This is a genomic window from Streptomyces regalis (assembly GCF_001509475.1).
Taxonomy (GTDB): domain Bacteria; phylum Actinomycetota; class Actinomycetes; order Streptomycetales; family Streptomycetaceae; genus Streptomyces; species Streptomyces regalis.
Genome location: NZ_LLZG01000420.1, coordinates 36,599 through 61,379 on the forward strand (window position 1 = coordinate 36,599; position 24,781 = coordinate 61,379).

The following is a 24,781-nucleotide window of genomic DNA, read 5'->3' on the forward strand; positions in this document are numbered from 1 at the left end:
GGGTGTCGGCCCGTGAGGCGCTGCTGACGCCCGCCGGGCTCGCGCACGACCGGAGCTTCATGGTCGTGAGCGAAGAGGGCGTGTACCGCACCCAGCGCAGCGACCCCCGACTGGCCCTGATCCGGCCCGCTGTCAGCGACGACGGCGAACGACTCACCCTCCACACGCCGGACGCCGAGTCGTTGGACCTCCCCGTGGACACATCGGGCGCTCGCCGCCCGGTGGACCTGTTCGGGACAGCCGACTCGTCCGGGTGCCGCCGGAACACGACCGGGTGACCGACGGCCGTACCCCGGGCACCTCCGGCTACGCCGACAGCTGTGCGCTGCACGTCCTCTCCCGCTCCACCCTCGACGGCTGGGACGAGCCGCACACCGAGGACCGGGCCCACGGCCTCAGAACGGGCAGCACCGAGCTGGGCTACGCGAAGCTCGCCATCCGCTGCGCCGTCACCATGGTCGAGCAGGAGTCCGGGCGGAGAGCAGGCCCGGAACCCCTGCGCACCCTCGCCGGCTACCGGCGGACGACCACGGGCGGAGTCGCTTTCGGCACGAAGTTCGCCGTGCTCCGCCCCGGCAGGGTGAGCGTCGGGGACGACGTGACCGTCACGGCGTGGGGCGACTCCGAACTGCGCACAGCGGCCGAGGCTTCTCCGTAGTGCCCTCGGTCGGTCAGCCCTTCTCCTCGGTCTCCTCGATCTCCTCGATGCTCACCGGACGGTCGTTCCTCAGCTCGGTGAAGAGTTGCTTCGCCTTTGCCGCGTCCCACTTCACGGCGCTGCCCTTCGACGTGCTGATGCCGACGCCGGCGACGGGGACGTTGAGCTGTCTGCCGTTCCCGGACGAGACGTTGCTCATCGCCCGGAACAGCGAGGCGAGGGTGCGCAGTTGCATGTCCTTGTCCACCACGAGGGTGTCCAGCGCCGCGTTCAGCAGGGGATACACGCGGAGCGGATTGAGCGCGGTGCCCGGTGCGGCCGCCTGGTGGGCGAGCGCGGCGAGGAACTTCTGCTGGTTTCTGCTGCGCCCCAGGTCGCCCTGGGCCTCCTGGTGCCGTTGACGGACGAACGCGAGCGCCTGGGCGCCGTCCAGGGTGTGGCAGCCCTTCGTCAGGTCGAGACCGGACTTCTCGTCCTTCAAAGTGCGGTCCACGCACATGTCCACGCCGCCGACGGCGTCCACGACACCGACGAAGCCGCCGAAGCCGATCTCCGCGTAGTGGTCGACGCGGATGCCCGCGTTGAGCTCGACGGTCCGCACGAGCAGGCGGGCGCCGCCCAGGGAGTAGGCCGCGTTCAGCTTGTCCTTCGCCGGGCGGTGCCGTTTGCCGGTGGCCGGGTCGAGGTACGACGGCAGGGTCACCCAGGAGTCGCGGGGCAGGCTCACCAGCGTGGTGCCGTGGGCGCCGGTGTGCAGGAGCATCATCGAGTCCGTGCGGCTGCCGCCGCCACCGCCGGCGTGCAGATCCTTCTTCGCCTGCTCGGACAGGCCGTCCCGGCTGTCGGAGCCCACGATGAGGTATGTGGTCCCCTTCCCCGGCGGCGGACGGTCGCCGACCTCGCCGAGGTCGACCGCCCGGTCGAGCGCGAAGTCGGCCCAGACGTATGTGCCGCCGCCGGTGAGGAACAGCGCGCACAGCAGGAGCGCCAGCAGGCGTGCGACACGGCGGCGTCGGCTGGGGCGTACCCAACGGGGTCGCGTGCTGCGGGTGTGACCACCGCCGGGCCGCGCCTCGTACGGGCCCGGGGCGGCAGGTCGGACGGGCTCCTCGTACGGTCTTACCTGTTCTGCCCGTTGCGTCTGTTCCGTGTGTGCGATGACGTGTCCTGTGATCACTCGGGGCGCCTGTGTCTCCCCGTTCCAGGTCTCCCCGTTCCAGTCATTCATGGGTTCCACCCCTCGATCACCTCGACGACAACTCCCGTGCGGCGACCGGCTGTCTCAGCTGCTCCGTGGCGGCCGTACCCGCTCGCTGCATGCGGTGCCACTTCAGGCGGGTGCCGCCCAGGAGGGCGAACACGGACTGGATGACGACCAGATACATCAGCTGGCGGTAGACGAACAGCTGGAACGGCATCGACCACAGGGCCCGCAGTTTCTCTCCGTCGAGCCTCAACGCGTAACCGGCGCACAGCAGTTGGACGGCGAGGAAGGCGAGCCACACCCCCATCGACTGCACGGGGTCGGTGAAGAGCACCCCGTACAGAGCGAACACGTCGACGACCGGGGCGATCAGCGGCAGGCCCACCTGGAAGAGGGTCAGGTACGTCAGTCCGCGGCGTGCGAAGCGTCCGGCGGTGCCCACTTCGAGGACGGCGCCGCGGTGCTTCCACATCGCCTGGAGCGTGCCGTAGCACCAGCGGTAGCGCTGCCGCCACAACTGCCGTAGCGAGGTGGGTACTTCGGTCCACGCGATGGCCGACTCCTCGTAGACCACCCGCCAGCCGGCCCGCCACAGGGCCATCGTGAGGTCGGTGTCCTCGGCGAGGGTGTCCTCGCTGACCCCGCCGACGCCCATCAGCGCGTCCCGCCGGAAGGCGCCGATGGCTCCCGGCACCGTCGGCATGCACTCCAGCACCTCGAACATCCGCCGGTCGAGGTTGAAGCCGAAGACGTACTCCAGGTGCTGCCATCTGCCCAGGAGCCCGCGCCGGTTGCCGACCTTGGTGTTGCCGCTGACAGCGCCGACGGCCGGGTGCGCGAGCGGCTGGATGAGCCGGTACAGGGCGTCGGGTTCGAAGACGGTGTCGGCGTCGACCATCACGACGATGTCGTACGAGGCGTGCGCCAGGCCGGTGTTGAGCGCGGCCGCCTTGCCCGAGTTGGGCTGCCGGATCACCCGCACCCGGGGGTCGTCGATCCACGTCGCGAGGTCCGCCGTCCGGTCCGTCGAGCCGTCGTCGATCACGATGACCTCGAGGTACGGATGCGTGGACGCCAGCAGTGAACGGATGGTCGACTCGATGCCGGCCTCTTCGTTGTACGCCGGCACGAGCACTGTCACGGGTGCGTCGACCTGCCGCAGCCAGGGCGCGCCGGGGCGGAAGCGGGTCAGGCGCCGGACGTGGGCGCGGGCGAACACGGTCAGCATTACCAGCCGCAGCACGCCCAGCCCGAGCAGCACCCAGGTCATGGCGTTCGTGAACGCGTGACCGGCGGTCGTGGTCCATATCAACGCCTGGCCCTGCCACCGTTCGGCCGTCGACACCCGGGTGTTGGCCGAGGGCATGCCGAGTGCGTCCGTGACGGTGGTGAACCGGTCGGCGTGCGGGTTGCCGAGCAGGTCCTTGGTCTCCTTGTACGCCAGGTCCGTCTGGCTGAACTGGCGGACCATGCCGTACGCCGGGTCGCGGTCGGGCCGGTCCGCGGCGACCAGCACATAGCCGTCCGCGGCGGCGCGCCGGGCCGCCGTCCACTCGGCGCCGCACAACGTGTCCACCTGGGTGGTCAGCGGCATGCGCAGCAGGTCGGTGCCGATGCCCGCCGAACCGGCGAGGGTCTTCCGGGTGAGCGTCAGCTCCATCGCGGCGCGTACGCGCGAGGAGGAACCGAGGTCGGCGCCGGTGTACGTGTGCGAGCCGATCTCGTGGCCCTCGTCGAGGATCCGCCGTACCAGCTCCGGATGGCGTGCCGCCTGCGCGCCGAACAGGAAGAAGGTCGCGTGCGCGTGATGCCTGCGCAGCAGGTCGAGGAGGCGCGGTGTCCGGACGGGGTCGGGGCCGCCGTCGAAGGTGAGCGCGACGGTGCGTGCGGGGACGGCCGAGGACACGACGTCGTCGCCGCTGATACGGCGCAGGACCGGACCGCCCTCGTCCACGGCCCTGGGTACGGGCCTGGTGCAGGGCAGCCGCGACTTGGCGGCGTCGACCTCATGGATGGTCCAGCCCTCGAAGAGCAGGGCGGCGAAGACGACGACCAGGGTGAGGGCCAGCAGCCGCCAGTGACGGCGGGGTTCACGGGAACGGGCGTGCCGGCGTCGTACCGAGCGACTCACACCACACTCCCCACAGTGACGTTAATCACAGCTGAATCGGGGGCTGTTCGGCGGGAGTCGGGGGCGGCCGTGCGTGCTTCGAGCGCGGTGCGCAGGGGCGGGTCGAGTTCGTGCCGGAGACCGCGTGAACCGGTGGGAGGCGACGGTCTGACGGCGCGGACAGCGGAGAGGGCGAAGGTGCTCCACGTGCTCTTCACAGGGGTGGCGAAGGTGTCGGCACCCGATGAAGGCGCATGCGTTATCTGTTGATTTGTCTTCCGGCCCAGCTGTTGCATGGGCGGCGAGTGTAGCCACGAGTGAAGCCACGGGTGTGTCCGAAAGGGACGGGCGGCCACCGCACGGTGGAGGGTGTGACGCTCGGCCCCGCCGGTGCGCTGGACTAGGTGGATAGGGGGAAGTGGGCCCTCACACGCCCTCCCCGGAGGGGGGATCTCAGGGAGGCTGTCCGCTGCCTCGACCGACTGTTTTCAGCCACCGGCCGGTGTGCGGTGCCGGGGCACCGAAGTCGGCAGACGGAAGTACGGCCTTGTGACGACGATCCAGCACAGCCGGGCGGGAAGACGGCAGGCCATGCGCCGCATCCGGCCCCGTCGTTCCCCCGGGGCACCCCTGCTGGTGCTGGCCTGGGCGGGGGCGGTCGCCGTGCTGTGGCTGTGGTGGCGGGGCACCCCCGCCGTCGCCGCGACCACCGCCGACCGGCTGACGAACGCGGGCCGGATCACCGGACTGCTCGCCGGCTATGTGATCGCCCTGGTGATCGCCCAGATGGCGCGCATCCCGGCCCTCGAGCGCCGGGTCGGCTCCGACCGCGTGGTGCGCTGGCACGCGAGAAGCGGCCGCTACGCGCTGACCCTGACCCTCTCCCACGTCGTGCTGATCCTGTACGGATACGCGCTGCAGGCGGACAGCGGCATCGTGGCGCAGACGGTCTCCGTCGTCACCGACTACCCGAGGATGATCGAAGCGGCCCTCGGGACGCTCCTCCTGCTCCTCGTCGGCTTCGTGTCCGCCGGCGCCGTACGCCGCCGTATGCGCTACGAACTCTGGTACTACCTGCACCTGCTCACCTACGCGGCGGTCTACCTCGCCTTCTGGCACCAGCTCGCCACGGGCAGCGAGTTCGTCGGCAACGCCACGGCCCGCACCGCCTGGTACGCCCTGTACGTCATGGCCGGCGCCCTTCTCCTCTGGTACCGCGTCCTCACCCCGGTGCGGCTCAACCTCCGGCACCGCATGCGCGTCGAGTCGGTCGTGCAGGAGACGCCCGGCGTGGTCTCCGTGCTGATCCGGGGCCGGCGGCTGCACCGGCTGGGCGCCGAGGCGGGGCAGTTCTTCCGCTGGCGGTTCCTCACCAAGGGACTGCGCTGGAGCGCCAACCCGTACTCGCTGTCTGCGCCGCCCCGCCCCGACCTGCTGCGGATCACCGTCAAGGCCGTCGGCGGGCACAGTGCGGCACTGGCCGGACTGAGGCCGGGCACGCGCGTGTGGGCGGAAGGGCCGTACGGGGCGATGACCGCCGCCCGCCGCAGCCGTGGCAAGGTGCTGTTGCTCGCGGGCGGAGCCGGCATCACCCCGCTGAGGGCGCTGTTCGAGACGCTCCCCGGCGCGCCCGGGGACCTGACGCTGCTCTACCGGGCCCGCACCGCGCAGGAACTGGCGCTGCGGGACGAACTGGAGGCGATCGCGGACGCGCGCGGGGCGCAGCTGCTGTACGCCGTGAACAGGCCCGACGGCCGCCGGACCGCGATCACCGCGAAGATGCTGCGCAGGCTCCTGCCGGACATCGCGCGACACGACGTGTACCTGTGCGGACCGCCGGGGCTGGCCGAGGAGTCGTACGCCGCACTCCGTGAGGCGGGTGTCCCGCACCGCCGTATCCACCACGAGTCGTTCGAGTTCTGAGGCGCGGCCGTGACACTTCGTTCTGCTGAGGCGCTGGTCATCCAGTGAGGAAGAAGCATCCGTTCCGGCATGCGCTGCTGGCGACCGTCGGCACCGTCTCCGGCATCGTGCTGCTGCTGTCGCTCAAGCCGACCACCGACCCGTCGTCGGTGCAGGCCGAGCCCGCGATCACGTCGAGCGCCGCCGCGTCCGCTTCCTCGCCTTCCTCGTCGGCGTCCCGGCCCTCCCCGTCCGCCTCGCCCTCGCTGTCGAAGACGCCCGAGGGGAAACGCCCGCCCTCTGCCTCGACGAGCTCGGCGAGCGCGCAGCCGTCGCGGACGGTGTCGGCCGCCCCCACGGGCGCCGGCAGCGCCCCCTCCGCACCGAAGACCACCACGGCAGCGCCCACCACCCGCACCGTCACCGGGGCCACGACCGAGACGAAGTACGGCCCGGTCCAGGTACGGATCACCCTTACCGGTAGCAGAACCACCGGGGCGAGCGCCGTCCAGTCCCCCGACGGGACGGCGCGCAGCCGGGACATCAACTCCACGGCCGTCCCCAAGCTCAACCAGGAGACGCTGCAGGCCCAGAGCGCGGACATCGACACGGTGTCCGGCGCCACGTACACCAGCGCCGGCTACCGACAGTCTCTGCAGAGCGCCCTGGACCGGGCCGGCGTCTGACACCCGCCGCTGACACACGGCGTTCTGCGCTTTCTCGGCGTGACCTGAGGTCCGCTCCAGGGTCCGTTCAGCTGAAGGGAACGGCGTCTGTCGGGGCGGTGTGCCAGTTGGTGACGATCGGGTCCTCGACGGTGATGGTGCCGACCGGCAGGGAGACCGGGTTGGGGTCGTCGTCACCGACGCCGACGATGATGCTGTCCAGTTCCTTGCCACCGTTGCTGTTGGTGGTCTTCGGGTTCACCCCGGCGTAGGCGGTGGTGCTCCCGCTCAGCTTGATCTGCTTGCCGACGGCCTGCTCGGCGGGGCCCGCCTGGGTGCCGTCGGATCCGAACGCCACGGTCGGCAGGGCGGCGGGCAGGTAACAGGTGATCCCCGACTTCGCCTTCGCGATGATGAGGATGTATCCGCCGGCCTGGGACTCGGACCTGGTGCTCCAGGAGATGTCGTTGGCGCCGCAGCTCTGCCCGACCGGCTCCCGCCCGCCGTTGCCGGTGTCGGCGCCGGAGCCGGCCCCGTCCTCGGTCCCCTTGCCCGCCGTGTCGGCGCCCTTGTCGGTGCCCTGGCCGCTGCCCGCGGTCGACGAGCCGGACGGGGTGGCCGCACCGCCGCCCGGGGTGGCGGACGAAGACCCCTGCGTGGCGCCGGTGTCCTTGGCCGTGTCCGCGTCCGTGTCCTGGCACGCGGTCATCAGCATGGCGCCGCCCACGAGGGCGGCGGAGACGAGTAAGGCCTTGCGACGGTTGCCGGACATGAAATCCCCCAGGTCATCAGTGGTCGAGGCCGAAGCGGTTTCGGCTGCTCGGTGCTTGTTCGATCACTATGAGGGGGCTGCGAGCAGAAAGGATCCCGGCGCCTTCGTTCCAGGACAGCGCTGTCACAGACTGGTGACATGAACACGAACTCGAGCCGACCCGCTCCCGCCCGCGTGGTCAGCTCGAACCGGGACCGGAACTGTCGGACGCCGCCTTCGCGGCACGGCGGTACTCGGCGTTGATGCGCTGAGCTTCCTCGAGCTGGTCCTCGAGGATGACGATGCGGCACGCGGCCTCGATCGGAGTTCCCCTGTCCACGAGCTCGCGGGCGCGAGCGGCGATCCGCAGTTGGTAGCGGGAGTACCGGCGATGTCCGCCCTCCGAGCGCAGCGGAGTGATCAGACGAGCCTCACCGATGGCTCGCAGGAAGGCAGGGGTGGTGCCGAGCATTTCGGCGGCCCGGCCCATGGTGTACGCGGGGTAGTCGTCGTCGTCCAGACGACCGCTGAGCGGATTATCTGCTGCCATGTCACCTCGTTGTGCAACGCGTCGAGGGGCCCCGATGCCGTACGGCACCAGGGCCCCGAAGGAATTCAACACCATCTGTCGGCCCTCATGCTGTGCCGACCTTCTGTTTCCGCTATCCGGACCGAGAGCTGTCGGGTCTCATTTGACCGTGTTGACGAGAAAAAGCGTAACTGTGCCAAGAGTCAATGTCTACTCTGACAAGAGTAGATTTCAGCAATCAGGTGGCATAGGCATCCTGGGTCCTGCGAGAGCGGCCGGCGGCGATACGACGGAGAGGGCCCTGCCGACGCGCGTCGGCAGGGCCCTCTCCGGGCCGGTGATGGCGGCTTCCCGCCGGTCCCTCACATCTCCGCGGGGACGCCCACCGGCGCGGCCTCGGGGTGCTCGTGGCAGGTGAAGCCGAGGCTGGTCATGGCCCGGACCACCTCGCCGCTGGTGAAGTCGCGGCGGTCCTGTCGGGTGATGACCTGGCCCACTTGCTTGACCGGGTAGCGGCGGCGGCCGACGGTCACGGACTCACCCGTGACGAGTTCGGGCTTGACGCCCTTCATCGAGGCCAGCACCCCGCTCTTGGTCAGCTCGAACGGGTACCGGGCGATGACACAGCGCATGATGCCTCACAGAGAAGGAGGAGGGCGGGGTGACCGGCGATGTGGATCAGCCGGCGAGGGTGATCAGGCCCGTGCTCACCTCGTCCCCGTCGCAGAGGACGAGGTGATCGACACGGGCACCGGCCATGAGGGAGGGATCCACTCCAGGGGTGGGCCTGTGATGGGCAGGGGCGGGGAGGGGCGGGCTGGTGAACCCGGCGGCTCGGCTCTAGGCAGCCGAGCCGGAGCCGGAGCCGGCCCGCCGCGGTGCCCTGCGGCGCGCCGCTTCGCCGGCGGGACGGCCCTGGCCTGCCTGGCCCCGGCGCCCTCGACGACCCCGGGACGGGGACGAGGAAGACGCGCCGCGGGAACGTTCCACGGGCGGCGCGGTGATGACGACCGGGACACCGGAAGGCGCCTGGGCACCTGTGATGCGGCTCAACTCCGCCTCGCCCGACCGCACCTGGGCGATCCGGGGGGTGATGCCCGCCGACGCCATCAGTCGGCTCACCTCGCGACGCTGGTCACGGGTCACCAGGGTGACGACGCTGCCGGACTCGCCGGCGCGGGCCGTACGACCGCCGCGGTGCAGGTAGTCCTTGTGGTCGGTGGGCGGATCCACATTGACGACCAGGTCGAGGTTGTCGACGTGGATGCCGCGCGCCGCGACGTTGGTCGCCACCAGTACCGTCACATGCCCGCTCTTGAACTGGGCCAGCGTCCGCGTGCGCTGCGGCTGGGACTTGCCGCCGTGCAGGGCCGCGGCACGGACACCGCTGCTCAGCAGGTGCTTGGTCAGCCGGTCCACCGCGTGCTTGGTGTCGAGGAACATGATCACCCGGCCGTCGCGTGCCGCGATCTCGGTGGTCGTCCGGTGCTTGTCCGCTTCGTGCACATGGAGGACGTGGTGCTCCATGGTGGTGACCGCGCCCGCCGACGGGTCGACGGAGTGGACGACGGGGTCGTGCAGGTAGTTCCGCACCAGCCGGTCGACGTTGCGGTCGAGGGTGGCCGAGAAGAGCATCCGCTGCCCGTCGGGACGCACCTGGTCGAGCAGGGCGGTGACCTGGGGCATGAAGCCCATGTCGGCCATCTGGTCGGCCTCGTCGAGGACCGTGATGTCGACGGCGTCCAGCCGGCAGTCGCCCCGGTCGATGAGGTCCTTGAGCCGCCCGGGCGTCGCGACGACCACCTCGGCCCCGGCGCGCAGCGCACCGGCCTGCCTGCCGAGGGACATCCCGCCGACGACGGTGGCCAGTCGCAGGCTCACGGATCGGGCGTACGGCGTGAGCGCGTCGGTGACCTGCTGGGCGAGCTCGCGGGTGGGGACGAGGACGAGGGCGAGCGGCTGCCGTGGCTCGGCACGCCGCCCTGCCGTACGGGCCAGGAGAGCGAGGCCGAAGGCGAGGGTCTTGCCCGAGCCGGTGCGGCCACGGCCGAGTACGTCACGGCCGGCCAGCGAGTTCGGCAGGGTCGCCGCCTGGATCGGGAACGGCACGGTCACGCCCTCGTGGCCGAGCGTCGCCAACAGCCGTGCGGGCATGGCGAGATCGGCGAACGACTCGACGGCGGGCAGCGCCGGTGTGATCGTCTTCGGCGGCGCGAACTCACCCTGGACGGCCGGTCGAGTTCCGTGGGTTTTGGAACGGCGCGGACCGCCGGAGCGGTTGGCGGCGGCTCCTCCGCCGGAGCGGCCACGGGTGGTACCGGTTGTACGGGTGGTGCGGGTAGTGCGCGTGCGATCCATGCGGGACCTTCCTTGATGCGGCGCGTATCAAGGAATTCCCGCAGCAGACGAGCGGCGCAGAGAATCGCGAGAACGAGCCAGAGACGATGTGTGCTGCGCCCTGAAATGCAGCGAGCTGGGGCCCGCACCCCAAGGTGCGGGCCCCAGCTGCGAAGTATGCGCGTCGGCGCAGGTGTCAGGCGGGAACGATGTTCTCGGCCGTCGGGCCCTTCTGGCCCTGCGCGATGTCGAACGACACCTTCTGGCCTTCCAGCAGCTCGCGGAAGCCCTGGGTGGCGATGTTCGAGTAGTGGGCGAAGACGTCGGGGCCGCCGCCGTCCTGCTCGATGAAGCCGAAGCCCTTTTCCGCGTTGAACCACTTCACGGTGCCAGTAGCCATGTCATTTCTCCTTCGGAGGCGTTTTCAGGAATTCACCCTGTGTGAATTCCGTGTCGCCGTGCTGATTAACCCGTCGGAAAATGAACCTTCTGGCAACCACACCTGCAACTGAGATCGACAGTAGCACGGTGGCGATCGGCCCTGCACGATCGCCAATTCCACTCCGTCCGGCGTTCGAGGAATACTTGCCAGGCCCCGCGCCTATTTCTCATTTCACGGGAACAGATATTCCTCTCCGGGGGCGCGGCCTTCCTGCCGTGCCCGCCCGTCCACAGCCCTGTGACCTCGGCCGACGGCAGACGTGCCGCTGCCACCGGCGTCAGCGGACGGCACAGCGGCGAACGCCCCGAAACGCCCCTCCCGCGATGAGAGTCACATTCCCGCTCAGCGCAGCGCGCTCTTCTGCTGCCACTCGCTCCACGACAGGTTCCACGCGCCGAAGCCGTTCCCGGGCGCGACCACGCCCTTGGTGTCCTTGCCGGTGATCTCGAACGGGTCGCCCGGCCGCACCTGCCCGTAGAACCAGGCGGCGTTCGCGTTGGGGGGCCGGATCCGGAGGCAGGCGCGCTGACGGGCGTGGCCCTGGTGCTGCTACCGTCGAGATACCGCTCCACGCGCACGCGGAGGAGGCCGGCGGATGAGGCGTGCGCGGACACGCCGACGTACGGCCGTCGCCGTCGCCGTCACGGCAGTGGCCGTACCGCTGCTCGGTGGCTGCGGTATCCAGGAGACCGACGTCATCGAGGCGGGCGGTCCCGCCAGCTTCCAGGCCTTCCTCAACCGCGACTACGACATGCTGCTCTTCTTCCGCTCCCCCGACGGAGGGCTGAGCCCCGTGATCCGGACGACCGGGCCCTCGTCGACCGTGTTCGGTGACGGATATGTCGACGCCGGCTCCGCGGACCAGAACGCCGGCGACACGGCTGGACCGGTGCCGACGGAGACGGTCGTCACGGCGTTGCTCCACGGTCCGCGGGAGGAAGACCGAGCCGCCGGCCTGGGCACCTCCCTCCCCGCCGCCCGCCCCGGCGGCACCGTCGAGGTCGAGCACTCCTCGGACGGCAGGGTCACGACCCGCCTGCCCCTCGCCCTGGAGGGCCTGGACGGCACCGCTCTCCGCCAGTTGACCTGCACGATCGCCTACAGCCAGGACGCCGACGGCCAGGTCGTCGTGGAGCTGACGGGACAGGACGGGGCATCGAGGTCCGGCACCTGCGAACTCGGATGACCAGTGGCCGCTCTCCGCATGCTCGGGCCGGGGCTCACCGCACCGGGAAGCCGAAGGAGTAGCCCTGTTCCTTGAGCCGGGGGAGGATCCGGCGCAGGGCCTCGACGGTCTGGGAGCGGTCGCCTCCCGCGTCGTGGAAGAGGAGCGTCGGCCCGTTGGGCAGCTCCCGCTCGACGGTGGCGACGATGGCGTCCGCGCCCGGCCGCTCGAAGTCCTTGGAGTCCACGTTCCAGCCCAGCGGGCGCATGCCCCGGGAGGCGGCGAGCGTGCGGCTGTAGGGGGTGAAGGCCCCGCCCGGCGCCCGGTAGTACATCGGCCGTACGCCCCCGGACGCCTTGGTGATCATGCGTTCGGCGTCGAGTATCTGCTGCGACTGGTAGGCCTGGGACTGCTTGTCCATGGTGACGTCGTGCGACACCGAGTGGTCGCACAGCCGGTGCCCGGCCGCGACCACCTTCTTCACGAGGTCCGGGTGGGCCTCGGCCTGCGTCCCCACCACGCAGAACGTGGCCTTCACCCCGTACTCCCGCAGCACGTCGAGCACTTGAGGGGTCCACACGGGGTCGGGCCCGTCGTCGATGGTGATGTTGACGCCGCGCGCCCCCGCGTCCGACGCATGCACGATGGTCACCGCGACCGGCTTGACGGCACTGCCCGGCGTGGCCGACGCGGTCGCCTTCGGCGCCGAGCCGCCCACGGCACCGGCCTGCGCGGTCCACACCGCGGCACCGGTGGCGAGCACCGTCACCCCGAGCGCCGCCCCGACCACCTTGCCGTACCAGCCCCGCCCGCCACCGTGCCGTGCCATGTCCGCCCCGCTTTCGCGCAGTTCCTCGCCGATGCCCGGTCGCCTTGCGACCACCTGGCAGGACGAGGGGCGGGGGCCACGGGATGCGTCCGTTACCGATCACGGACAATCTCGTACCGATCACGGACAATCCCGGGGGAGTTCGCGGACAACTCGGCGAGCGGCGGCCCGCCGGAGTGACGTCCTTCAGCCGCGCGGCGGGCCCGCCAAGTCGTCGAGTTCGGCGGCGAAGAGCTGAGCGGGGTCGATTCCCATACCGGTGAAGTGGCCGGCGAGTTCCAGGGACAGGACGCCGTGCAGCCGGGTCCAGAAGGTCAGGGCCCGGTGGAGGACCGCGGGCGGGGCGGGATGGCCACCCGCCCAGTCCCGGTGGCCTTCGAGGTGCGCGTCGAACGGTGTCGACGGGCCGTCCGAGGGCAGCGCGGCGCAGGCGTCCAGAAGGGTCGCCATGATCTCGGACGAGATCGCGGTGGTGTCGTCGGGGGCCTGATAGCCGGGGACGGGCGTGCCATAGATGAGGAAGTAGCGGTGGGGGTCCTGCAGGGCCCATCCCCGCAAGGCCTGCGCCAGCCCGGTCACGCCGGAACCGGCCTGCGCGGCCGCGTGGAAGGTGTCGGCGAGGCTTCGGTACGCGTCCCTGACGAGCTCGGTGATCAGCTCGTCGCGGCCGCCGAAGTACCGGTACAGCGCGGGTCCGCTCATGCCCATCTGCTTGGCGATCGCGTTGAGGGAGAGCGCGGACGCGCCCGCCGTGGCGATCTGTTCCCACGCGCGTTCCTTGATCTCCGTACGCACCTGGGCGCGGTAGCGCTCGCGCGGGGTCTTCGCTTCCGAATTCACCATAGTTAGAGGTTATCACTGAAGTTATTGACACTCCCGCACTCGTCGGGTTACAACTTCTAACGAACGTGAAGGCAAGTAACTGCAGGCAAGTAACTGCATCGGGAACTCAGTGGAGGTCGCCATGAACGCCGAAGGACTCGTCGAGGTCGTACTGCCTGGCAAGGTCGAGCCCGAGGGACTTCAGATCCGGCATGGAGCCGTCCCCGCCGCGGGCCCGGGCCAGGTCGTGATCCGGATGGAGGCGACCGGTGTCTCCTTCGCCGAGCAGCAGATGCGGCGCGGCCGCTACTACGACCAGCCGCCGTTCCCGTTCGTGCCCGGCTACGACCTCGTCGGTACGGTGCAGGCGACCGGCGAGGGCGTCGAGCCGGGCCTGGCCGGCACCCGGGTCGCCGCGTTGGTCAAGGTCGGCGGCTGGGCCAGCCACGTGCTCGTCGACGCGGCGGACGTGGTGCCGGTGCCCGACGGGATCGGCGCGGCGGCGGCGGAGACCCTCGTCGTCAACGGCATCACCGCCTGGCAGATGCTGCACCGCAAGGCCCGCGTCCGGGCGGGGCACACCGTCGTGGTGCACGGCGCGAACGGTGGCGTCGGTTCGGTCCTGGTCCAGCTCGCCCAGGCCGCGGGTGCGCAGGTGATCGGCACGGCGTCCGAGCGCCACCACGACGCCCTGCGTGAACGGGGAGTCGTTCCCGTCGACTACCGCGCCGACGACGTTGCCGCACGGATCCGCGCACTCGCCCCGCGCGGCGGCGTACACGCCGTCTTCGACCACGTCGGCGGCCGCGGCATCGTCGACTCCTGGCGCCTCCTCGCCCCCGGCGGCACGCTCGTCTCGTACGGCAGCGCCTCCACCCGGGACGCCGAGGGCTCCAAGCAGTGGCCCGTCCTCAAGCTGCTGTTGCGGGTGTGGACGTGGAACGCGCTGCCCAACCGCCGCCGCGCCTACTTCTTCAACGTCTGGGCCGGCCGGGCCCTGGCCAAGAACCGCTTCCGCGCCCGCCTCCGCACCGACCTCACCCAGGTCTTCGCCGCCCTCCAGCGCGGCGAGGTCAGCGCCCAGATCGCCGCCCAGCTGCCGCTGGCCCGCGCCGCGCAGGCGCTGCGGCTCGCGGAGTCGGGGACGGTCGCCGGAAAGGTCGTGCTGAACCCGTAGGCACGGCGTCCCACACAAGGACCTGCCCGGAGGGACCATGTTCTGAGGGAGGTTGCGGCCGGAGAGGACGTATCCATGCCTGAGCTGCCGGACGTCGAGGGATTCCGGAACGTGCTCAAGTCCTGCGCGAAGGGCAGGATCATCCAACGCGTCGACGTGCGCGACACCGGCGTACTGCGCGGAGTGAGCACGAGGCGGCTGCGTGACGCGGTGGAAGGCCGGCGTTTCACCGAGCCGGAGCGGCACGGGAAGTGGCTGCTCGCCCGCACCGGCGGTCCCACCCTCATGCTGCACTTCGGGATGACCGGCGAACTGGTCTGCGGTCGTCCCGACGACGCGGTCGAGGCGCACGACCGCGTGCTGTTCACCGTGGCCCGTGACCGTCAGCTCCGCTACCGCGACCAGCGCAAGCTGCAGGGCCTCTGGCTGGCCGACGACGAGTCGGAGGTCGCACGGCTCCTGGACCGCCAGGGGCCCGACGCGATGACGGTGAGCCGCAAGGAGTTCGAGGACGCGCTCTCCGCACGTCGCGGCAGCGTCAAAACGGCCCTCATCGACCAGTCCGTCCTGGCCGGACTCGGCAATCTGCTGGCCGACGAGATCCTGTGGCGGGCGAGATTGCGCCCCACGACCAAGGCGGGCGATCTCACCGAGGCCGACTGCCGTCACCTGTACGCGCACATGCGCCGCACCCTGCGCTCCGCGGTTACCGCCGGCTGCGTCCCACCGCGCGACTCCTGGCTCACCGGCCACCGCGACGACCCCGCCCCGACCTGCCCCCGCTGCGGCAACTCCCTACGCCGGTCCCGCATGGCAGGCCGCGGCACGGTGTGGTGTCCGCAATGCCAGTAGCGCGGGGGTGCCGCCCCAGCTCAGGCGGCCGCCTCGCGCTCGGTCAGTTCCTGGCGCAGGAGCGTGAGTGCCCGGTGCAGGGTGCTCTTGACCGTGCCGGGGGAGATGCCCAGTACGTGGGCGGTCTCCTCGGTGGTGAGCTCCTCCCAGTACCGCAGCACCACCACGCTGCGCTGTGCTGACTGCGTAGTTACGGCGGAGCGTAATCACACTTTGACCTGGGGACATACCCTCTCGGCCCGAAACGCCGAACCGCACGCGTATAGCGGCTCGGATCGTGTACGGGTTTTACGGTTGCCGGAGCCTATCCAATGCAACCAGACACCTGTGCCACCTTCTGTCGTATGAAATGGCGACGATTACTCGACGGGTGTGTCGATCAGCAGAATTTGGCCGTACTTACTTCTTAAAGGCGTCGAGTACGTCTGTTGCTCCTGAGGCCAAGGTTCCAACCACTCCGAGTGCCGTGACGTAGATGCCAACCACTGTGACTTTCTCGATCGGAGTGAAGCGGCTCCAAGTCGACCCCTGCGGAATGTCTTCGCGGATCTTCAGCTTAGCGCGCCTGCTGTAGAGGCTGACCATAAATGTCAAAGCCATGATGGTGGCGATGGGGGCGGCTCCAGGCGTAAGGCTCCAAAATACGGCAGCAGTGGTTATTCCTAGCATGAATTCGAAAGTGCGTGGACGATTATGCTCCTGGCCGCCTCGCTTGCGCAGGAACAACTCGATACGCGCATGCTGCCCATGGACAAGGATTTCATTTTCTCCCGTCACCTTTACGTGGATGCCCGCGGGGACGATGCCGATGTGGACTTCCAGTGCTCCGTTGGGGTCCGTAGCCTCGAACTGAAGGTTGTTCCATGGAGCATGGCTGTCATAGCCGGGCGCTGTGGTGACGTCGTTAATCAGATCTGTCAGTGAATGGGCGACCCGGCGGGTGCTGTTGTGCTCCGTGGTCACGTTCACGTATCCGGTTGGGATAGGCCCGGTTGCGATCGAAAACAACTCAAGGAGATCGGAGTGTCCGAGGCGGCAGGACTTGTAGAAGCCGGACAGCGTCGTAGTGGGGGCAGCTGACATGAACACCATTATGGAGCACGGCAGTTGGCACTGTGCGTGCTTCAAGGGGAGGTGACACCATGCCGGGCCCTGTCCCGAAGCGCAGCGACCAGCGCCGGCTGCGAAACCAAGAGCGACGGCCCCGAGTTGGTGATGCCCGGGGGGAGGGCTGGGGCGGACGGCCTACAAGGCTTGAGGTAGCCCTCGTAGCACTGCACGTTCAGACAGCAACGGTCCTCGCCAAGGAGCGGCGAGGACCGATCGCAGTTCCCCGGCAATGGGCCGGGGGTACCGTTCTGGTGTCGATGCAGAACGGAGACCAGTATGCCCCCGCACACTGATGAGCACACAGGCGCACGCATCGCGCATGTGCGCAAAGTCCGCCGGTTGACGCAGCGCGAGTTGGCCGATCTCTCGCACATCTCTTACAGCACCCTGACCAAGGTGGAGCAGGGCGTCTTGCCCGCGAGTCCCTCGGTGATCGGCGCGCTTGCTCGCGCCCTCTCGGTGCCGGTCACCGAGTTGACCGGACAGCCCTACCTGGAAGAGCTGCGACAAGATCAGTTGGACGGCCTGATCAACCCGATTCGCGAGGCCCTGAACATCTACGACCTCGGCCCCGACCCGGACGTGACCCCGCGCCCGGTTGAGGAGCTGGAGGCGCACGCAGAGAAGCTGTGTGCCATGGTCCGCGCGACGAACATCAAGCAGGTTGCCGCTGATCTCCCCAGCCTGATTCATGAGGCCACGACGACGGCGCACACAGACCCGGCAGACCGTAACTGGCGACTGCTCGCGAGTACGTACCGGACCGCCTACGACGTGACGACGAAACTCGGGTTTCCCGACCTGTGCACGGTGGCGCTTGACCGTATGGACTGGGCAGCGCAGCGGGCCTCTGACGCCGTACTCGGCGGGATGCGTCAGTACCTGCGGGCACTCGCCCATCTCCGGGCGAGCGACTACCGGACGGGTAAGCGGCTGGTCCGGTTGGGTATGGCCACCCTCGAACAGGCGGAGCCGGGACTCGTGACCGATGCCGTCACCGGACAGCTCCACCTCGGCGCCGCCGTGCTGGCGGGACGCGACAAGGACAAGGACACCGCAGAAGGACACCTCAGCGAGGCAGAGCGCATCGCGGAGAGGACCGGCCCGGCTGAGAAGGTTCATTGGCTGTCCTTCGGCCCAACCAACGTCGGCGTGCACCGGGTCAGTGTGCTGGCCGAACTGGACCTGTATCCCGAAGCCGTGCACTCCGCGCAGGAGGTCACGATTCCGGACGGGTGGCCGCCGTCCCGACTCGCGCACCATCACGCCGAGGTGGCGCGAGCGCAGATGTGGACGGGGCGCACGGAGGCAGCGTTCAAGAGCCTGTTGAAGGCGCGCAAGCTCGCGCCGCAGCAGACGCGGTACCACCCCACGGTGCGCGAGACTTACGCCGGGCTGGAGGCAGCCAGGCGCAGGATGCCAGAGACCTTCAGCAACTATGGGGCGTGGCTGGGAATGTGACGTAGCGTCAATCGACGGCCGGAGCTATCAGCGATGTCTGATAGTTCCGGCCGTCGCATGTCGGCACGATGCCAGGGTCAGAAGACCCCCGCGACCGTGCGACCGGTCCGGGGGCGTGGCCACCAACCGGTAAGGGGTTGACGACATGACCCATACAACCAGAATCCTCACGCTGCACGAGCGAGCGGGGGTGCGCGGGTGACCTTGCCCAGGACCTACCCCAGTCCGCCCGTTGAATTGCCGTTGAGGCTCGACGGCGACCCGGAGCCTGACACGGATTGCGACGTGTGCCAGGCGTTGGACGAGCAGCGTTCGGAAGCACGCGCGAAGCGCGACATGTCCAAGGTCTCGGATCTCAACATCGAGATCCGCAACCACCCGCACCGGGGCAAGGGGCGGCGCTCGTGATTCCGATGGAGGTCTTCAGGAGCAGCAAGAAGGCTGCCGCTGACGCGCATGAGGCGCTGTTCCAGGCTTTGCTGGCGATCGGGGTTCCGAGGCGGGATCTTGGCTGGCTGGCACCGCGTGTGGCGCCGGACGGTCGTCCGATGGTGGCCATGGGGACGTGGAACGCCGACGTGGTGCAGAAGGTGGCGGCGCATCTGATGGCGTCACCTGCGTTTGTCCGGACGACGCCGGACGGCCTTGTCGTGCCTGATCACGGCAGCGTGACGCGAGACGAGTAACCCCCAAGGCCCCGGCCCGCTGGACGGCGAGCAACACTCAGCGGATCGGAAGCGCCCCGTTCGTACGCCACACCTCGTGGCGCATGGGCGGGGCATTCCCATGCTCGCTGACCAGCCGGTATCGTCAGAACTGCTAGACCGGAGTGTTCGGATCAGCCACTTACTTCGACTTCGTCGAGGTGACCCCACTCGTCCCGGGTATCACAGTCACCGTTTGAGAAGCCGTCTGGACAGGGCCGCCTGGCAGCTCGGGGGTAGACCCCATTCCGAGCGGTTCCCGGAGCTCCGGGACGCCACGGCTCGTGGGTCTGGACGACCCCGAGAACTTCGTCACGGCCGTCCACACCCGACCCGCGGCGCGCCCGGCCGGGTCCTCGTGAGCCGCTCGTTTCTTCCGCGTCGCCTCTCAGCCACGGCGGGGCCGCAGGCCGCTGTGGCTGCGGCCCCGCTCGGGCGTCGGTGTCAGGACGGGTCGCCGTACTGGAGACCGCGTCCGTTGGTGCCGACGTAGACACGCCCGTAGGTGTCGGGGTCGCCGGTGATGACGCCGCTGCCGCTGATGTTGCCCCACTGGTGGGCGTCGTCGTTGACGCGGAGCCAGGTGGCGCCCTTGTCGGTGGAGCGGAAGACGCCGGTGACGTCCTTGACGGTGCCCATCAGGTACAGGGCCTGGTAGGAGGTGCCCGGCTTGGCCTTGCCGAAGCCGAGGGCGGAGGCGGACTTCACCGAGTTGAGCCTGGTGAAGGTGCGGCCGCCGTCGGTGGAGTGCAGCAGCCCCTTGTCGGCGCCGGCGATCCACAGGTCTCCGGCGATGCCGGGGACGGCCGTGAGCCGGCCGCTGGGCAGGTTGCCGGCGCGGGCGGTGAAGGTCGCGCCGCCGTCGGTGCTGGCGTAGAGCGTGCCGCCGGACAGGGAGTAGAAGATCTTGGCCGAGGAACGGTCGGCGACGACCACGGCGCCGTTGCCCAGGCCGCTGACCTTCGACCAGCTCGCCCCCTTGTCGGTCGAGCGGTACGGGGCCTGACCCTCCTCGGTCCAGACGATGGCGGAGCCGTCCGCCGCGAGCGCGACATGGCCGTCCTGGGCACCGGCCACCGGCTCTGCCTTGAAGCCGTTCCAGCTGCTGCCGCCGTCGGTGGAGTAGGCGCCGTCCTGCGCGCCGCCCCGGCCGACGCGGACCATCATCGACGGCTTGGACTGGGCGAAGTCGATGTCGGTGCTGTTGGTCATCATCGGGTTGTTCAGCCGCCCGGAGGGCACCTTGGTCAGGGAGTCGTGGCGGAAGCCGCCCTGGTCGCCCATGGAGGTGATGACGGCGGCACCGCCGGGAGGCGCGATCGCGTCCAGCAGCGCGGTCTCCTCAAGCCCTCGGGCGCCCGTGCTCCAGTGGCTGGTGCCGCCGCTGTCGGAGGCGTTGGCGTTCTTGCTGCGCAGGATGCCGTTGCCGGTGCCGTACAGCACGTGCCCGGAGTTGAAGGGATCGATGGCCAGGGCGGTCATCCAGTGCCCGGTGTGAGTGCCGACGTAAGGAGCGGCGGACGCGTTCCGCTTCGATTTCCCGGCCTGCGCCGTCCAGGTCGCGCCGCCGTCGGTGCTCCGGTAGAACTCGTCCTCGGGCCACCAGCGGCCGAGGGTGGTGACCATCACCGTGGACGGCTTGCGCGGGTCGACGGCCAGACCGGAGAAGCCGTAACTGCCCTGGGACGGGGAGATGTTCTTCCACGCCCCGCTGCCCGGCGTGTACTTCCACACCGAACCCGCCGTCACGCCGTTGGGTCCGAGGTTGTTGGTGTACGTCAGGTACAGCGAGCCGTCACCGGAGAGCACGCCGTGCTGCGGCATCTGGCCGGTGGGCTGCCCGGAGACGGCCCGCCAGGTGCTGCCGCCGTCGGTGGAGCGGTACAGGGAGGTGGACCTGTCGGCGACGCCGACGTAGATCGTCTTGCTGCCGGCCGGGCCGTACGTCACGAAGGAGATGCCACCGCCGCTGCTCGCCCCGTCCTTGACGGGGAACGAGGAGACCTGGCTCCATGTGACGCCGTGGTCGGTGCTGCGCCACAGGCCGTTCTTGCGGCTGCCGAGGAGCAGGTTGGCGTTGTTCGCGGGGTCGACCACCAGCCGCTCGCCCGCCCCGCGGCCGTCCTCGTTGCCGCCCAGCTTGAAGGGCAGGTCGGTGCGCTTGAAGGTGCGGCCCCGGTCGGTGGAGCGCAGGATCGAGCCGTTGCCCGCCCAGCCGTTGGTGTAGGTGCCCGCTCCGAGGTAGAGCCGCTTGGGGTCGATGGGGTCGGTCGCCAGCGAGTCGATGCCCAGCAGGTTCCAGTCCTTCTCGCTGACCCAGTCGGTCAGCGGGATCCACTGCTCGGCCGCAGTGTCCCAGCGGTAGGCGCCGCCCATGTCGGTGCGCGCGTACAGCAGACCCTTCTCCCGCTGGTTGAACACCAGCCCGGTGACGTAACCGCCGCCCACCACCTGGGCGTTCTTCCACACATACGGTCCGGCCGCGGCCGTGGTCTGTGCCCCGCCGGTCCCTGCCGCCGGGGTCTGGGCCGTCTTCACCAGCTTCCACTGCTGGTTGGCGCTGCCCCGGCTCGGATACTGGATGACCGCCGCGCCCTGGGCCGTGGAGCCTCCGGAGACGTCCAGGACCTGGCCGCTCCTGCGCGAGGTGAAGGTGACGGCGCCGGAACCGCTCACCTCGTCGATCCGCCACTCCTGGGAGGTGGAGGAGCTGTCGGTCTGCTGCTCGGCGACGGCCGCCCGGGCGGTCGAATTCCCCGCTATGCCCAGCACTTTGCCGCTGTTGCGGTTCACCAGCTCGTAGTAGCCGTCCCCGGTGGGCTTCAGCTTCCACTGCTGGTTGGCGGTGTGCTGGTCGGTCCACTGCTGGATGCGGGTGCCGTCGGCGGTGGAGAAGCCGTTGACGTCCAGCACCTTGCCGCTGCGCACGGAGACCAGCTGGTAGTAGGCGCCGGCCTCGACCGTCGCGGCCTGCGAGTCCTCCTGTGCGTACAGGAGGTACGGCACGAGGACGGCCGGCACGCCGAGCAGCAGACCGGTGGCGGTCCAGCGGCGGCGATGACGCCCGCGGCGCCCGCCGTTCGTGGGGTTGTTCATGGGGGAGGCGTTCTCCTTGTAAAGCCGGTCACCAGAGGAAACACGGATCCCGGCCACCGGAACTGGCCGGATCCGCCTTCTTGTGGTCACAGGAGCCGCACAGGGTTGCCGCGAGCCGGGAACTTTTTTCCGGTCATCTCGTGGTGCGGTAGGCGTGGTTCAGCGTCCACCGGCCGTTTGCCGTCGGCGGCCACGGGGACTCCCCGACATCACGGCGAAGCAGCCGTCGAAGGCCCTCGTGTGACCGATCCGCCGATACAACCTGCAGCTGCGGGGATGGATGGAGGGATGGCACGGCGGCCATCCCCCACGCGGGGTGCTCATGAAACGAACACGATCCGAAGCAGCGAACCGGAGGAATACACACACATGCGACCTGTGAAGCTGATTCTTCCCGCCCTGGCAGCGTCCGCGGCGGTGGCCGCGGCGCTCGCCGCCCCCCAGGGCGGGGCCGCGGCCTCGGCCACCGAGCGGACTCTGCCCGCCGCCGAGCAGAGGGGAGACGGAGACAAGACCGGCACGAAGCCCGCGCCGGACGCCAAGGGCGTGGTGCTCGCGGTGCACGGCGGCGCCGGAACGGCACTGGACCCCGCCACGACATCGCCGGAACGTGCCAAGGCATACCGGGACGGACTCACCAAGGCCCTGCGAGCAGGGCAGAAGGTACTCGACCGGCGTGGCAACAGCACCGACGCCGTGCAGGCGGCAGTGCAGCGACTGGAGGACAACCCGCTGTTCAACGCGGGCAAGGGGGCGGTGTTCAACGCCGACGCCGGGCACGAGCTCGACGCCTCCATCATGCGCGGCTCCGACCTGAAGGCGGGCGCCGTCGCCGGGGTGCGCAACGTGCGCAATCCCATCCAGGCGGCCCGCCTAGTGATGGACGAGTCGAAACACGTGATGCTGGCCGGGGAAGGAGCGGACGACTTCGCCGCGCAGCACGGCCTGAAGACGGTGACCCAGGACTACTACTTCACGCAGGCCCGGTGGGACGCCCTGCTGGCCGCGAAGGCCGCCGAAGGGGGCGACAAGACCGCCGCCAAGTCCAGGGAACTGCTGGCCGACGAGCAGTCCAAGGGCACGGTCGGCTCGGTGGCGATCGACCGCAAGAAGGATCTGGCCGCAGCGACGTCGACCGGCGGGCTGACGAACAAGCTGCCCGGCCGAGTGGGCGATTCGCCGATCATCGGAGCCGGTACGTACGCGAAGAACGGCGTCGTGGCGGCGAGTGCGACCGGCGCGGGCGAGGTGTTCATCCGGGGCGCGGCGACATCGACGATCTCCCACCTGATCGAGTTCGGCAAGATGAACGTGGCCCAGGCGGCGTACCAGGTCATCGTCAAGCGCCTGCCGCAGCTCGGCGGCACCGGCGGGGTGATCGTGCTCGGCCCTGACGGCACGTTCGACGCCCCGCACAGCAGCACCGGGATGCTCTACGGCTACCTCAGGAAGGACGGCACGATCGTGACCAGGATCTTCCCGGACGAATCCCCCGCCAACTCCTGACCGGGCGGCCGGGGGCCTGGCCGGCCGGCCCCCGGCCGGACTATCTCGAGCCAGCTCGTCCCCGATGGGTGCCACGGCATGAACCACGATGCCCAAGGGGACCACACGCGACCATCGGAGAGACACCGCTGGGCAGGAGCGGGACGGGGGACTCACTGCGCACGGCGGCGTCAAGTCCAGCGCCGCCCGCGACCACGCTGACGGACGCAGGTCGCAGGCCAGGCTCGACCCCCCTGATCTGCCCGGCCCGGTGGCACGGGCCGTGCGCGACGACGTCCGGGTGACCTACCTGCAGGAGGGTGGTGAGGATCCGGTGCTGTGGGCGGCGACCCGGATCTCGGACCGGAAGGTGCTCGCGATCCGCCGTTCGTACGCCCCCGAGGAGCGGTCCCTGGCCGCACTCGACCGGACGCTGTTCGCCACGGGCGCGGCCGTCACCGTCCTTGTGTCCCTGGCCGGACTGTTGCTGGGAGTGCGGATGGGGCGGCGGGCCACGGCCGCCGCGCGTACGGCGGAACGCATCGCCGACGGCGACCTCGACGCCCGGGTACGCCCCCACGGCGGCGACGAGATCGCCCGGCTCGCCGCCTCCGTCAACACCATGGCGGACGCGCTCGGCGCCCGTCTGGAGGCCGAGCGCCGGGTGACCGCCGACATCGCGCACGAGTTGCGCACGCCGGTCGCGGGCATGTCGACGGCGGTCGGCCTGCTGCCGCCCGGCCGGGCGTCCGAACTGGTGGCAGGCAGCGTGCAGAAGCTGCGCGGGCTGGTGGAGGACGTGCTGGAAGTGGCCCGGCTGGACTCCCAGGTGGCGGCGGTGGAGACCGAGGAGCGTGAGATGAGCGCGATGACCCGGCGTGCGGTCGCCGGGCTCGACGACGTGCGGGTGAAGGTCGTGGCGGACGCGGTCGTGGTCACCGACCCGCGCCGTGTCGAGCGGGTCCTGGCCAACCTGGCCGCCAACGCCCTGCGGCACGGCGCCCCGCCCGTGGAGGTGGAGGTCGACGGCCCCGTGGTCCGGGTCCGCGACCACGGCCCCGGTTTCCCGCCCGATCTGCTCGCCGTGCTGCACACCTCCGGCCCTCAGCGCTTCCGCACGGGCTCCCGGACCGGCGGCACCGGCCTCGGTCTGACCATCGTGACCGGCCAGGCCCGCCTGCTCGGCGCCCGCCTGACCTTCCGCAACCGTCCGGAGGGGGGCGCGGAGACGGAGCTGCGGCTGCCGACGGACTGATCCGCCGGAGGCGGGTCGAGCGGCCGAAAGGGCGCGAGCCGCACCACTGACCAGTGTGGCGGCCGCGAGCCGGTACGACGGAGCCTGCTTCGGGGCCTCTCAGACACCGCTCCGATAGCATGTTCGAACTCGCGGTGGTTACCCCTATCGCATTTCATCTACCCGGCATTCGAATAAATCGGCCAAAGATTGATATCTAGAGCATCGCAGGTGTTTTCGCGGATAAG

Annotated in this window: 22 protein-coding genes and 2 pseudogenes; 11 read left to right on the plus strand and 13 right to left on the minus strand. The window is 69.9% G+C overall.

From position 1 onward, the window contains the following. Nucleotides 1-2 precede the first annotated feature (2 nt). Nucleotides 3-658: pseudogene (locus tag ADL12_RS48320) on the plus strand (MOSC domain-containing protein). A gap of 13 nt (nt 659-671) precedes the next feature. Here ADL12_RS48320 and ADL12_RS48325 read toward each other — a convergent pair. Further along, nucleotides 672-1,886: an LCP family protein gene (locus tag ADL12_RS48325; RefSeq protein ID WP_062715606.1), complete on the minus strand. Its 1,215-nt coding sequence runs from the start codon at nt 1,884-1,886 to the stop codon at nt 672-674. 16 nt (nt 1,887-1,902) lie between these two features. After that, on the minus strand, nt 1,903-3,993 hold the full coding sequence (locus tag ADL12_RS48330) for a bifunctional polysaccharide deacetylase/glycosyltransferase family 2 protein (protein ID WP_062715607.1): 2,091 nt from the start codon (nt 3,991-3,993) through the stop codon (nt 1,903-1,905). A 570-nt stretch (nt 3,994-4,563) separates the two neighbouring features. Here ADL12_RS48330 and ADL12_RS48335 point away from each other — a divergent pair. Then, a complete protein-coding gene (locus tag ADL12_RS48335; RefSeq protein ID WP_062715608.1) occupies nt 4,564-5,895 on the plus strand; it encodes a ferredoxin reductase family protein in 1,332 nt (443 codons plus the stop codon). A gap of 44 nt (nt 5,896-5,939) precedes the next feature. Then, a complete protein-coding gene (locus ADL12_RS49365; RefSeq protein ID WP_063806831.1) occupies nt 5,940-6,560 on the plus strand; it encodes an FMN-binding protein in 621 nt (206 codons plus the stop codon). Between the two features lie 67 nt (nt 6,561-6,627). Here ADL12_RS49365 and ADL12_RS48350 read toward each other — a convergent pair whose 3' ends face one another. The 6 genes from ADL12_RS48350 to ADL12_RS57955 form a co-directional block, all read right to left on the minus strand. Next, nucleotides 6,628-7,311 (minus strand): DUF4232 domain-containing protein, encoded by a 684-nt coding sequence (locus ADL12_RS48350; RefSeq protein ID WP_062715610.1) that lies wholly within the window; start codon nt 7,309-7,311, stop codon nt 6,628-6,630. A gap of 178 nt (nt 7,312-7,489) precedes the next feature. Beyond that, complete coding sequence (locus ADL12_RS48355; protein ID WP_062715611.1) at nt 7,490-7,840, minus strand: helix-turn-helix domain-containing protein; 351 nt, start codon at nt 7,838-7,840, stop codon at nt 7,490-7,492. Between the two features lie 341 nt (nt 7,841-8,181). Then, a complete protein-coding gene (locus ADL12_RS48360) occupies nt 8,182-8,451 on the minus strand; it encodes an SCO5918 family protein (RefSeq protein ID WP_062715612.1) in 270 nt (89 codons plus the stop codon). Between the two features lie 208 nt (nt 8,452-8,659). Then, nucleotides 8,660-10,177, minus strand: a complete 1,518-nt coding sequence (locus ADL12_RS48365; protein WP_062715613.1) for a DEAD/DEAH box helicase — start codon at nt 10,175-10,177, stop codon at nt 8,660-8,662. 175 nt (nt 10,178-10,352) lie between these two features. Continuing rightward, nucleotides 10,353-10,556: a cold-shock protein gene (locus tag ADL12_RS48370; RefSeq protein ID WP_030648194.1), complete on the minus strand. Its 204-nt coding sequence runs from the start codon at nt 10,554-10,556 to the stop codon at nt 10,353-10,355. A gap of 384 nt (nt 10,557-10,940) precedes the next feature. Next, a complete protein-coding gene (locus ADL12_RS57955) occupies nt 10,941-11,066 on the minus strand; it encodes a hypothetical protein (RefSeq protein WP_279617202.1) in 126 nt (41 codons plus the stop codon). 127 nt (nt 11,067-11,193) lie between these two features. On the opposite strand from ADL12_RS57955, the gene ADL12_RS48375 reads away from it, so the two are divergent. Next, nucleotides 11,194-11,784, plus strand: a complete 591-nt coding sequence (locus ADL12_RS48375) for a hypothetical protein (RefSeq protein WP_062715614.1) — start codon at nt 11,194-11,196, stop codon at nt 11,782-11,784. Nucleotides 11,785-11,818: 34 nt separating this feature from the next. Here ADL12_RS48375 and ADL12_RS48380 read toward each other — a convergent pair whose 3' ends face one another. Beyond that, nucleotides 11,819-12,592: a polysaccharide deacetylase family protein gene (locus tag ADL12_RS48380; RefSeq protein WP_062715615.1), complete on the minus strand. Its 774-nt coding sequence runs from the start codon at nt 12,590-12,592 to the stop codon at nt 11,819-11,821. A gap of 186 nt (nt 12,593-12,778) precedes the next feature. After that, complete coding sequence (locus tag ADL12_RS48385) at nt 12,779-13,435, minus strand: TetR/AcrR family transcriptional regulator (protein WP_062715616.1); 657 nt, start codon at nt 13,433-13,435, stop codon at nt 12,779-12,781. A gap of 121 nt (nt 13,436-13,556) precedes the next feature. Here ADL12_RS48385 and ADL12_RS48390 point away from each other — a divergent pair, with 121 nt between their 5' ends. Next, a complete protein-coding gene (locus ADL12_RS48390; protein ID WP_062715617.1) occupies nt 13,557-14,591 on the plus strand; it encodes a medium chain dehydrogenase/reductase family protein in 1,035 nt (344 codons plus the stop codon). Between the two features lie 75 nt (nt 14,592-14,666). Then, entirely contained in the window at nt 14,667-15,443 is a 777-nt protein-coding gene (locus ADL12_RS48395) for an Fpg/Nei family DNA glycosylase (protein WP_062715618.1), read from the plus strand. Between the two features lie 20 nt (nt 15,444-15,463). Here the strand turns inward: ADL12_RS48395 and ADL12_RS52220 are convergent. Further along, a pseudogene (locus ADL12_RS52220) lies at nt 15,464-15,619 on the minus strand (RNA polymerase sigma factor); the annotation flags it as partial. Nucleotides 15,620-15,842: 223 nt separating this feature from the next. Continuing rightward, the gene (locus tag ADL12_RS54765; protein ID WP_159053518.1) at nt 15,843-16,526 is read right to left on the minus strand and encodes a hypothetical protein; all 684 of its coding nucleotides are present in this window, start codon (nt 16,524-16,526) and stop codon (nt 15,843-15,845) included. A 303-nt stretch (nt 16,527-16,829) separates the two neighbouring features. On the opposite strand from ADL12_RS54765, the gene ADL12_RS48405 reads away from it, so the two are divergent. From ADL12_RS48405 to ADL12_RS48415, 3 genes are all read left to right on the plus strand, one after another. Continuing rightward, entirely contained in the window at nt 16,830-18,014 is a 1,185-nt protein-coding gene (locus ADL12_RS48405; protein ID WP_062715620.1) for a helix-turn-helix domain-containing protein, read from the plus strand. A gap of 198 nt (nt 18,015-18,212) precedes the next feature. Continuing rightward, the gene (locus tag ADL12_RS48410) at nt 18,213-18,422 is read left to right on the plus strand and encodes a hypothetical protein (RefSeq protein ID WP_079052691.1); all 210 of its coding nucleotides are present in this window, start codon (nt 18,213-18,215) and stop codon (nt 18,420-18,422) included. Further along, on the plus strand, nt 18,419-18,700 hold the full coding sequence (locus ADL12_RS48415; protein ID WP_159053519.1) for a hypothetical protein: 282 nt from the start codon (nt 18,419-18,421) through the stop codon (nt 18,698-18,700). Before ADL12_RS48410 ends, ADL12_RS48415 begins: the two co-directional genes overlap by 4 nt. 462 nt (nt 18,701-19,162) lie before the next feature. Here ADL12_RS48415 and ADL12_RS48420 read toward each other — a convergent pair whose 3' ends face one another. Continuing rightward, nucleotides 19,163-21,814, minus strand: coding sequence for an RICIN domain-containing protein (locus ADL12_RS48420; protein WP_062715622.1), 2,652 nt, complete (start codon nt 21,812-21,814; stop codon nt 19,163-19,165). 369 nt (nt 21,815-22,183) lie between these two features. Here ADL12_RS48420 and ADL12_RS48425 point away from each other — a divergent pair, with 369 nt between their 5' ends. Both ADL12_RS48425 and ADL12_RS48430 read left to right on the plus strand, forming a co-directional pair. Then, on the plus strand, nt 22,184-23,320 hold the full coding sequence (locus ADL12_RS48425) for an isoaspartyl peptidase/L-asparaginase family protein (protein ID WP_079052692.1): 1,137 nt from the start codon (nt 22,184-22,186) through the stop codon (nt 23,318-23,320). Between the two features lie 262 nt (nt 23,321-23,582). Further along, nucleotides 23,583-24,554 (plus strand): sensor histidine kinase, encoded by a 972-nt coding sequence (locus ADL12_RS48430; protein ID WP_062715623.1) that lies wholly within the window; start codon nt 23,583-23,585, stop codon nt 24,552-24,554. Nucleotides 24,555-24,781 lie beyond the last annotated feature (227 nt).

Excerpts from the sequence above, each read along its gene's own strand:
- ADL12_RS48325 (WP_062715606.1), bottom strand. The coding sequence starts at position 1,886 with ATGAATGACTGGAACGGGGAGACCTGGAACGGGGAGACACAGGCGCCC.
- ADL12_RS48335 (WP_062715608.1), top strand. The coding sequence starts at position 4,564 with ATGCGCCGCATCCGGCCCCGTCGTTCCCCCGGGGCACCCCTGCTGGTG.
- ADL12_RS48350 (WP_062715610.1), bottom strand. The coding sequence starts at position 7,311 with ATGTCCGGCAACCGTCGCAAGGCCTTACTCGTCTCCGCCGCCCTCGTG.
- ADL12_RS48355 (WP_062715611.1), bottom strand. The coding sequence starts at position 7,840 with ATGGCAGCAGATAATCCGCTCAGCGGTCGTCTGGACGACGACGACTAC.
- ADL12_RS48360 (WP_062715612.1), bottom strand. The coding sequence starts at position 8,451 with ATGCGCTGTGTCATCGCCCGGTACCCGTTCGAGCTGACCAAGAGCGGG.
- ADL12_RS48365 (WP_062715613.1), bottom strand. The coding sequence starts at position 10,177 with ATGGATCGCACGCGCACTACCCGCACCACCCGTACAACCGGTACCACC.
- ADL12_RS48370 (WP_030648194.1), bottom strand. The coding sequence starts at position 10,556 with ATGGCTACTGGCACCGTGAAGTGGTTCAACGCGGAAAAGGGCTTCGGC.
- ADL12_RS48375 (WP_062715614.1), top strand. The coding sequence starts at position 11,194 with ATGAGGCGTGCGCGGACACGCCGACGTACGGCCGTCGCCGTCGCCGTC.
- ADL12_RS48380 (WP_062715615.1), bottom strand. The coding sequence starts at position 12,592 with ATGGCACGGCACGGTGGCGGGCGGGGCTGGTACGGCAAGGTGGTCGGG.
- ADL12_RS48385 (WP_062715616.1), bottom strand. The coding sequence starts at position 13,435 with ATGGTGAATTCGGAAGCGAAGACCCCGCGCGAGCGCTACCGCGCCCAG.
- ADL12_RS48390 (WP_062715617.1), top strand. The coding sequence starts at position 13,557 with ATGAACGCCGAAGGACTCGTCGAGGTCGTACTGCCTGGCAAGGTCGAG.
- ADL12_RS48395 (WP_062715618.1), top strand. The coding sequence starts at position 14,667 with ATGCCTGAGCTGCCGGACGTCGAGGGATTCCGGAACGTGCTCAAGTCC.
- ADL12_RS54765 (WP_159053518.1), bottom strand. The coding sequence starts at position 16,526 with ATGTCAGCTGCCCCCACTACGACGCTGTCCGGCTTCTACAAGTCCTGC.
- ADL12_RS48405 (WP_062715620.1), top strand. The coding sequence starts at position 16,830 with ATGCCCCCGCACACTGATGAGCACACAGGCGCACGCATCGCGCATGTG.
- ADL12_RS48420 (WP_062715622.1), bottom strand. The coding sequence starts at position 21,814 with ATGAACAACCCCACGAACGGCGGGCGCCGCGGGCGTCATCGCCGCCGC.
- ADL12_RS48425 (WP_079052692.1), top strand. The coding sequence starts at position 22,184 with ATGCGACCTGTGAAGCTGATTCTTCCCGCCCTGGCAGCGTCCGCGGCG.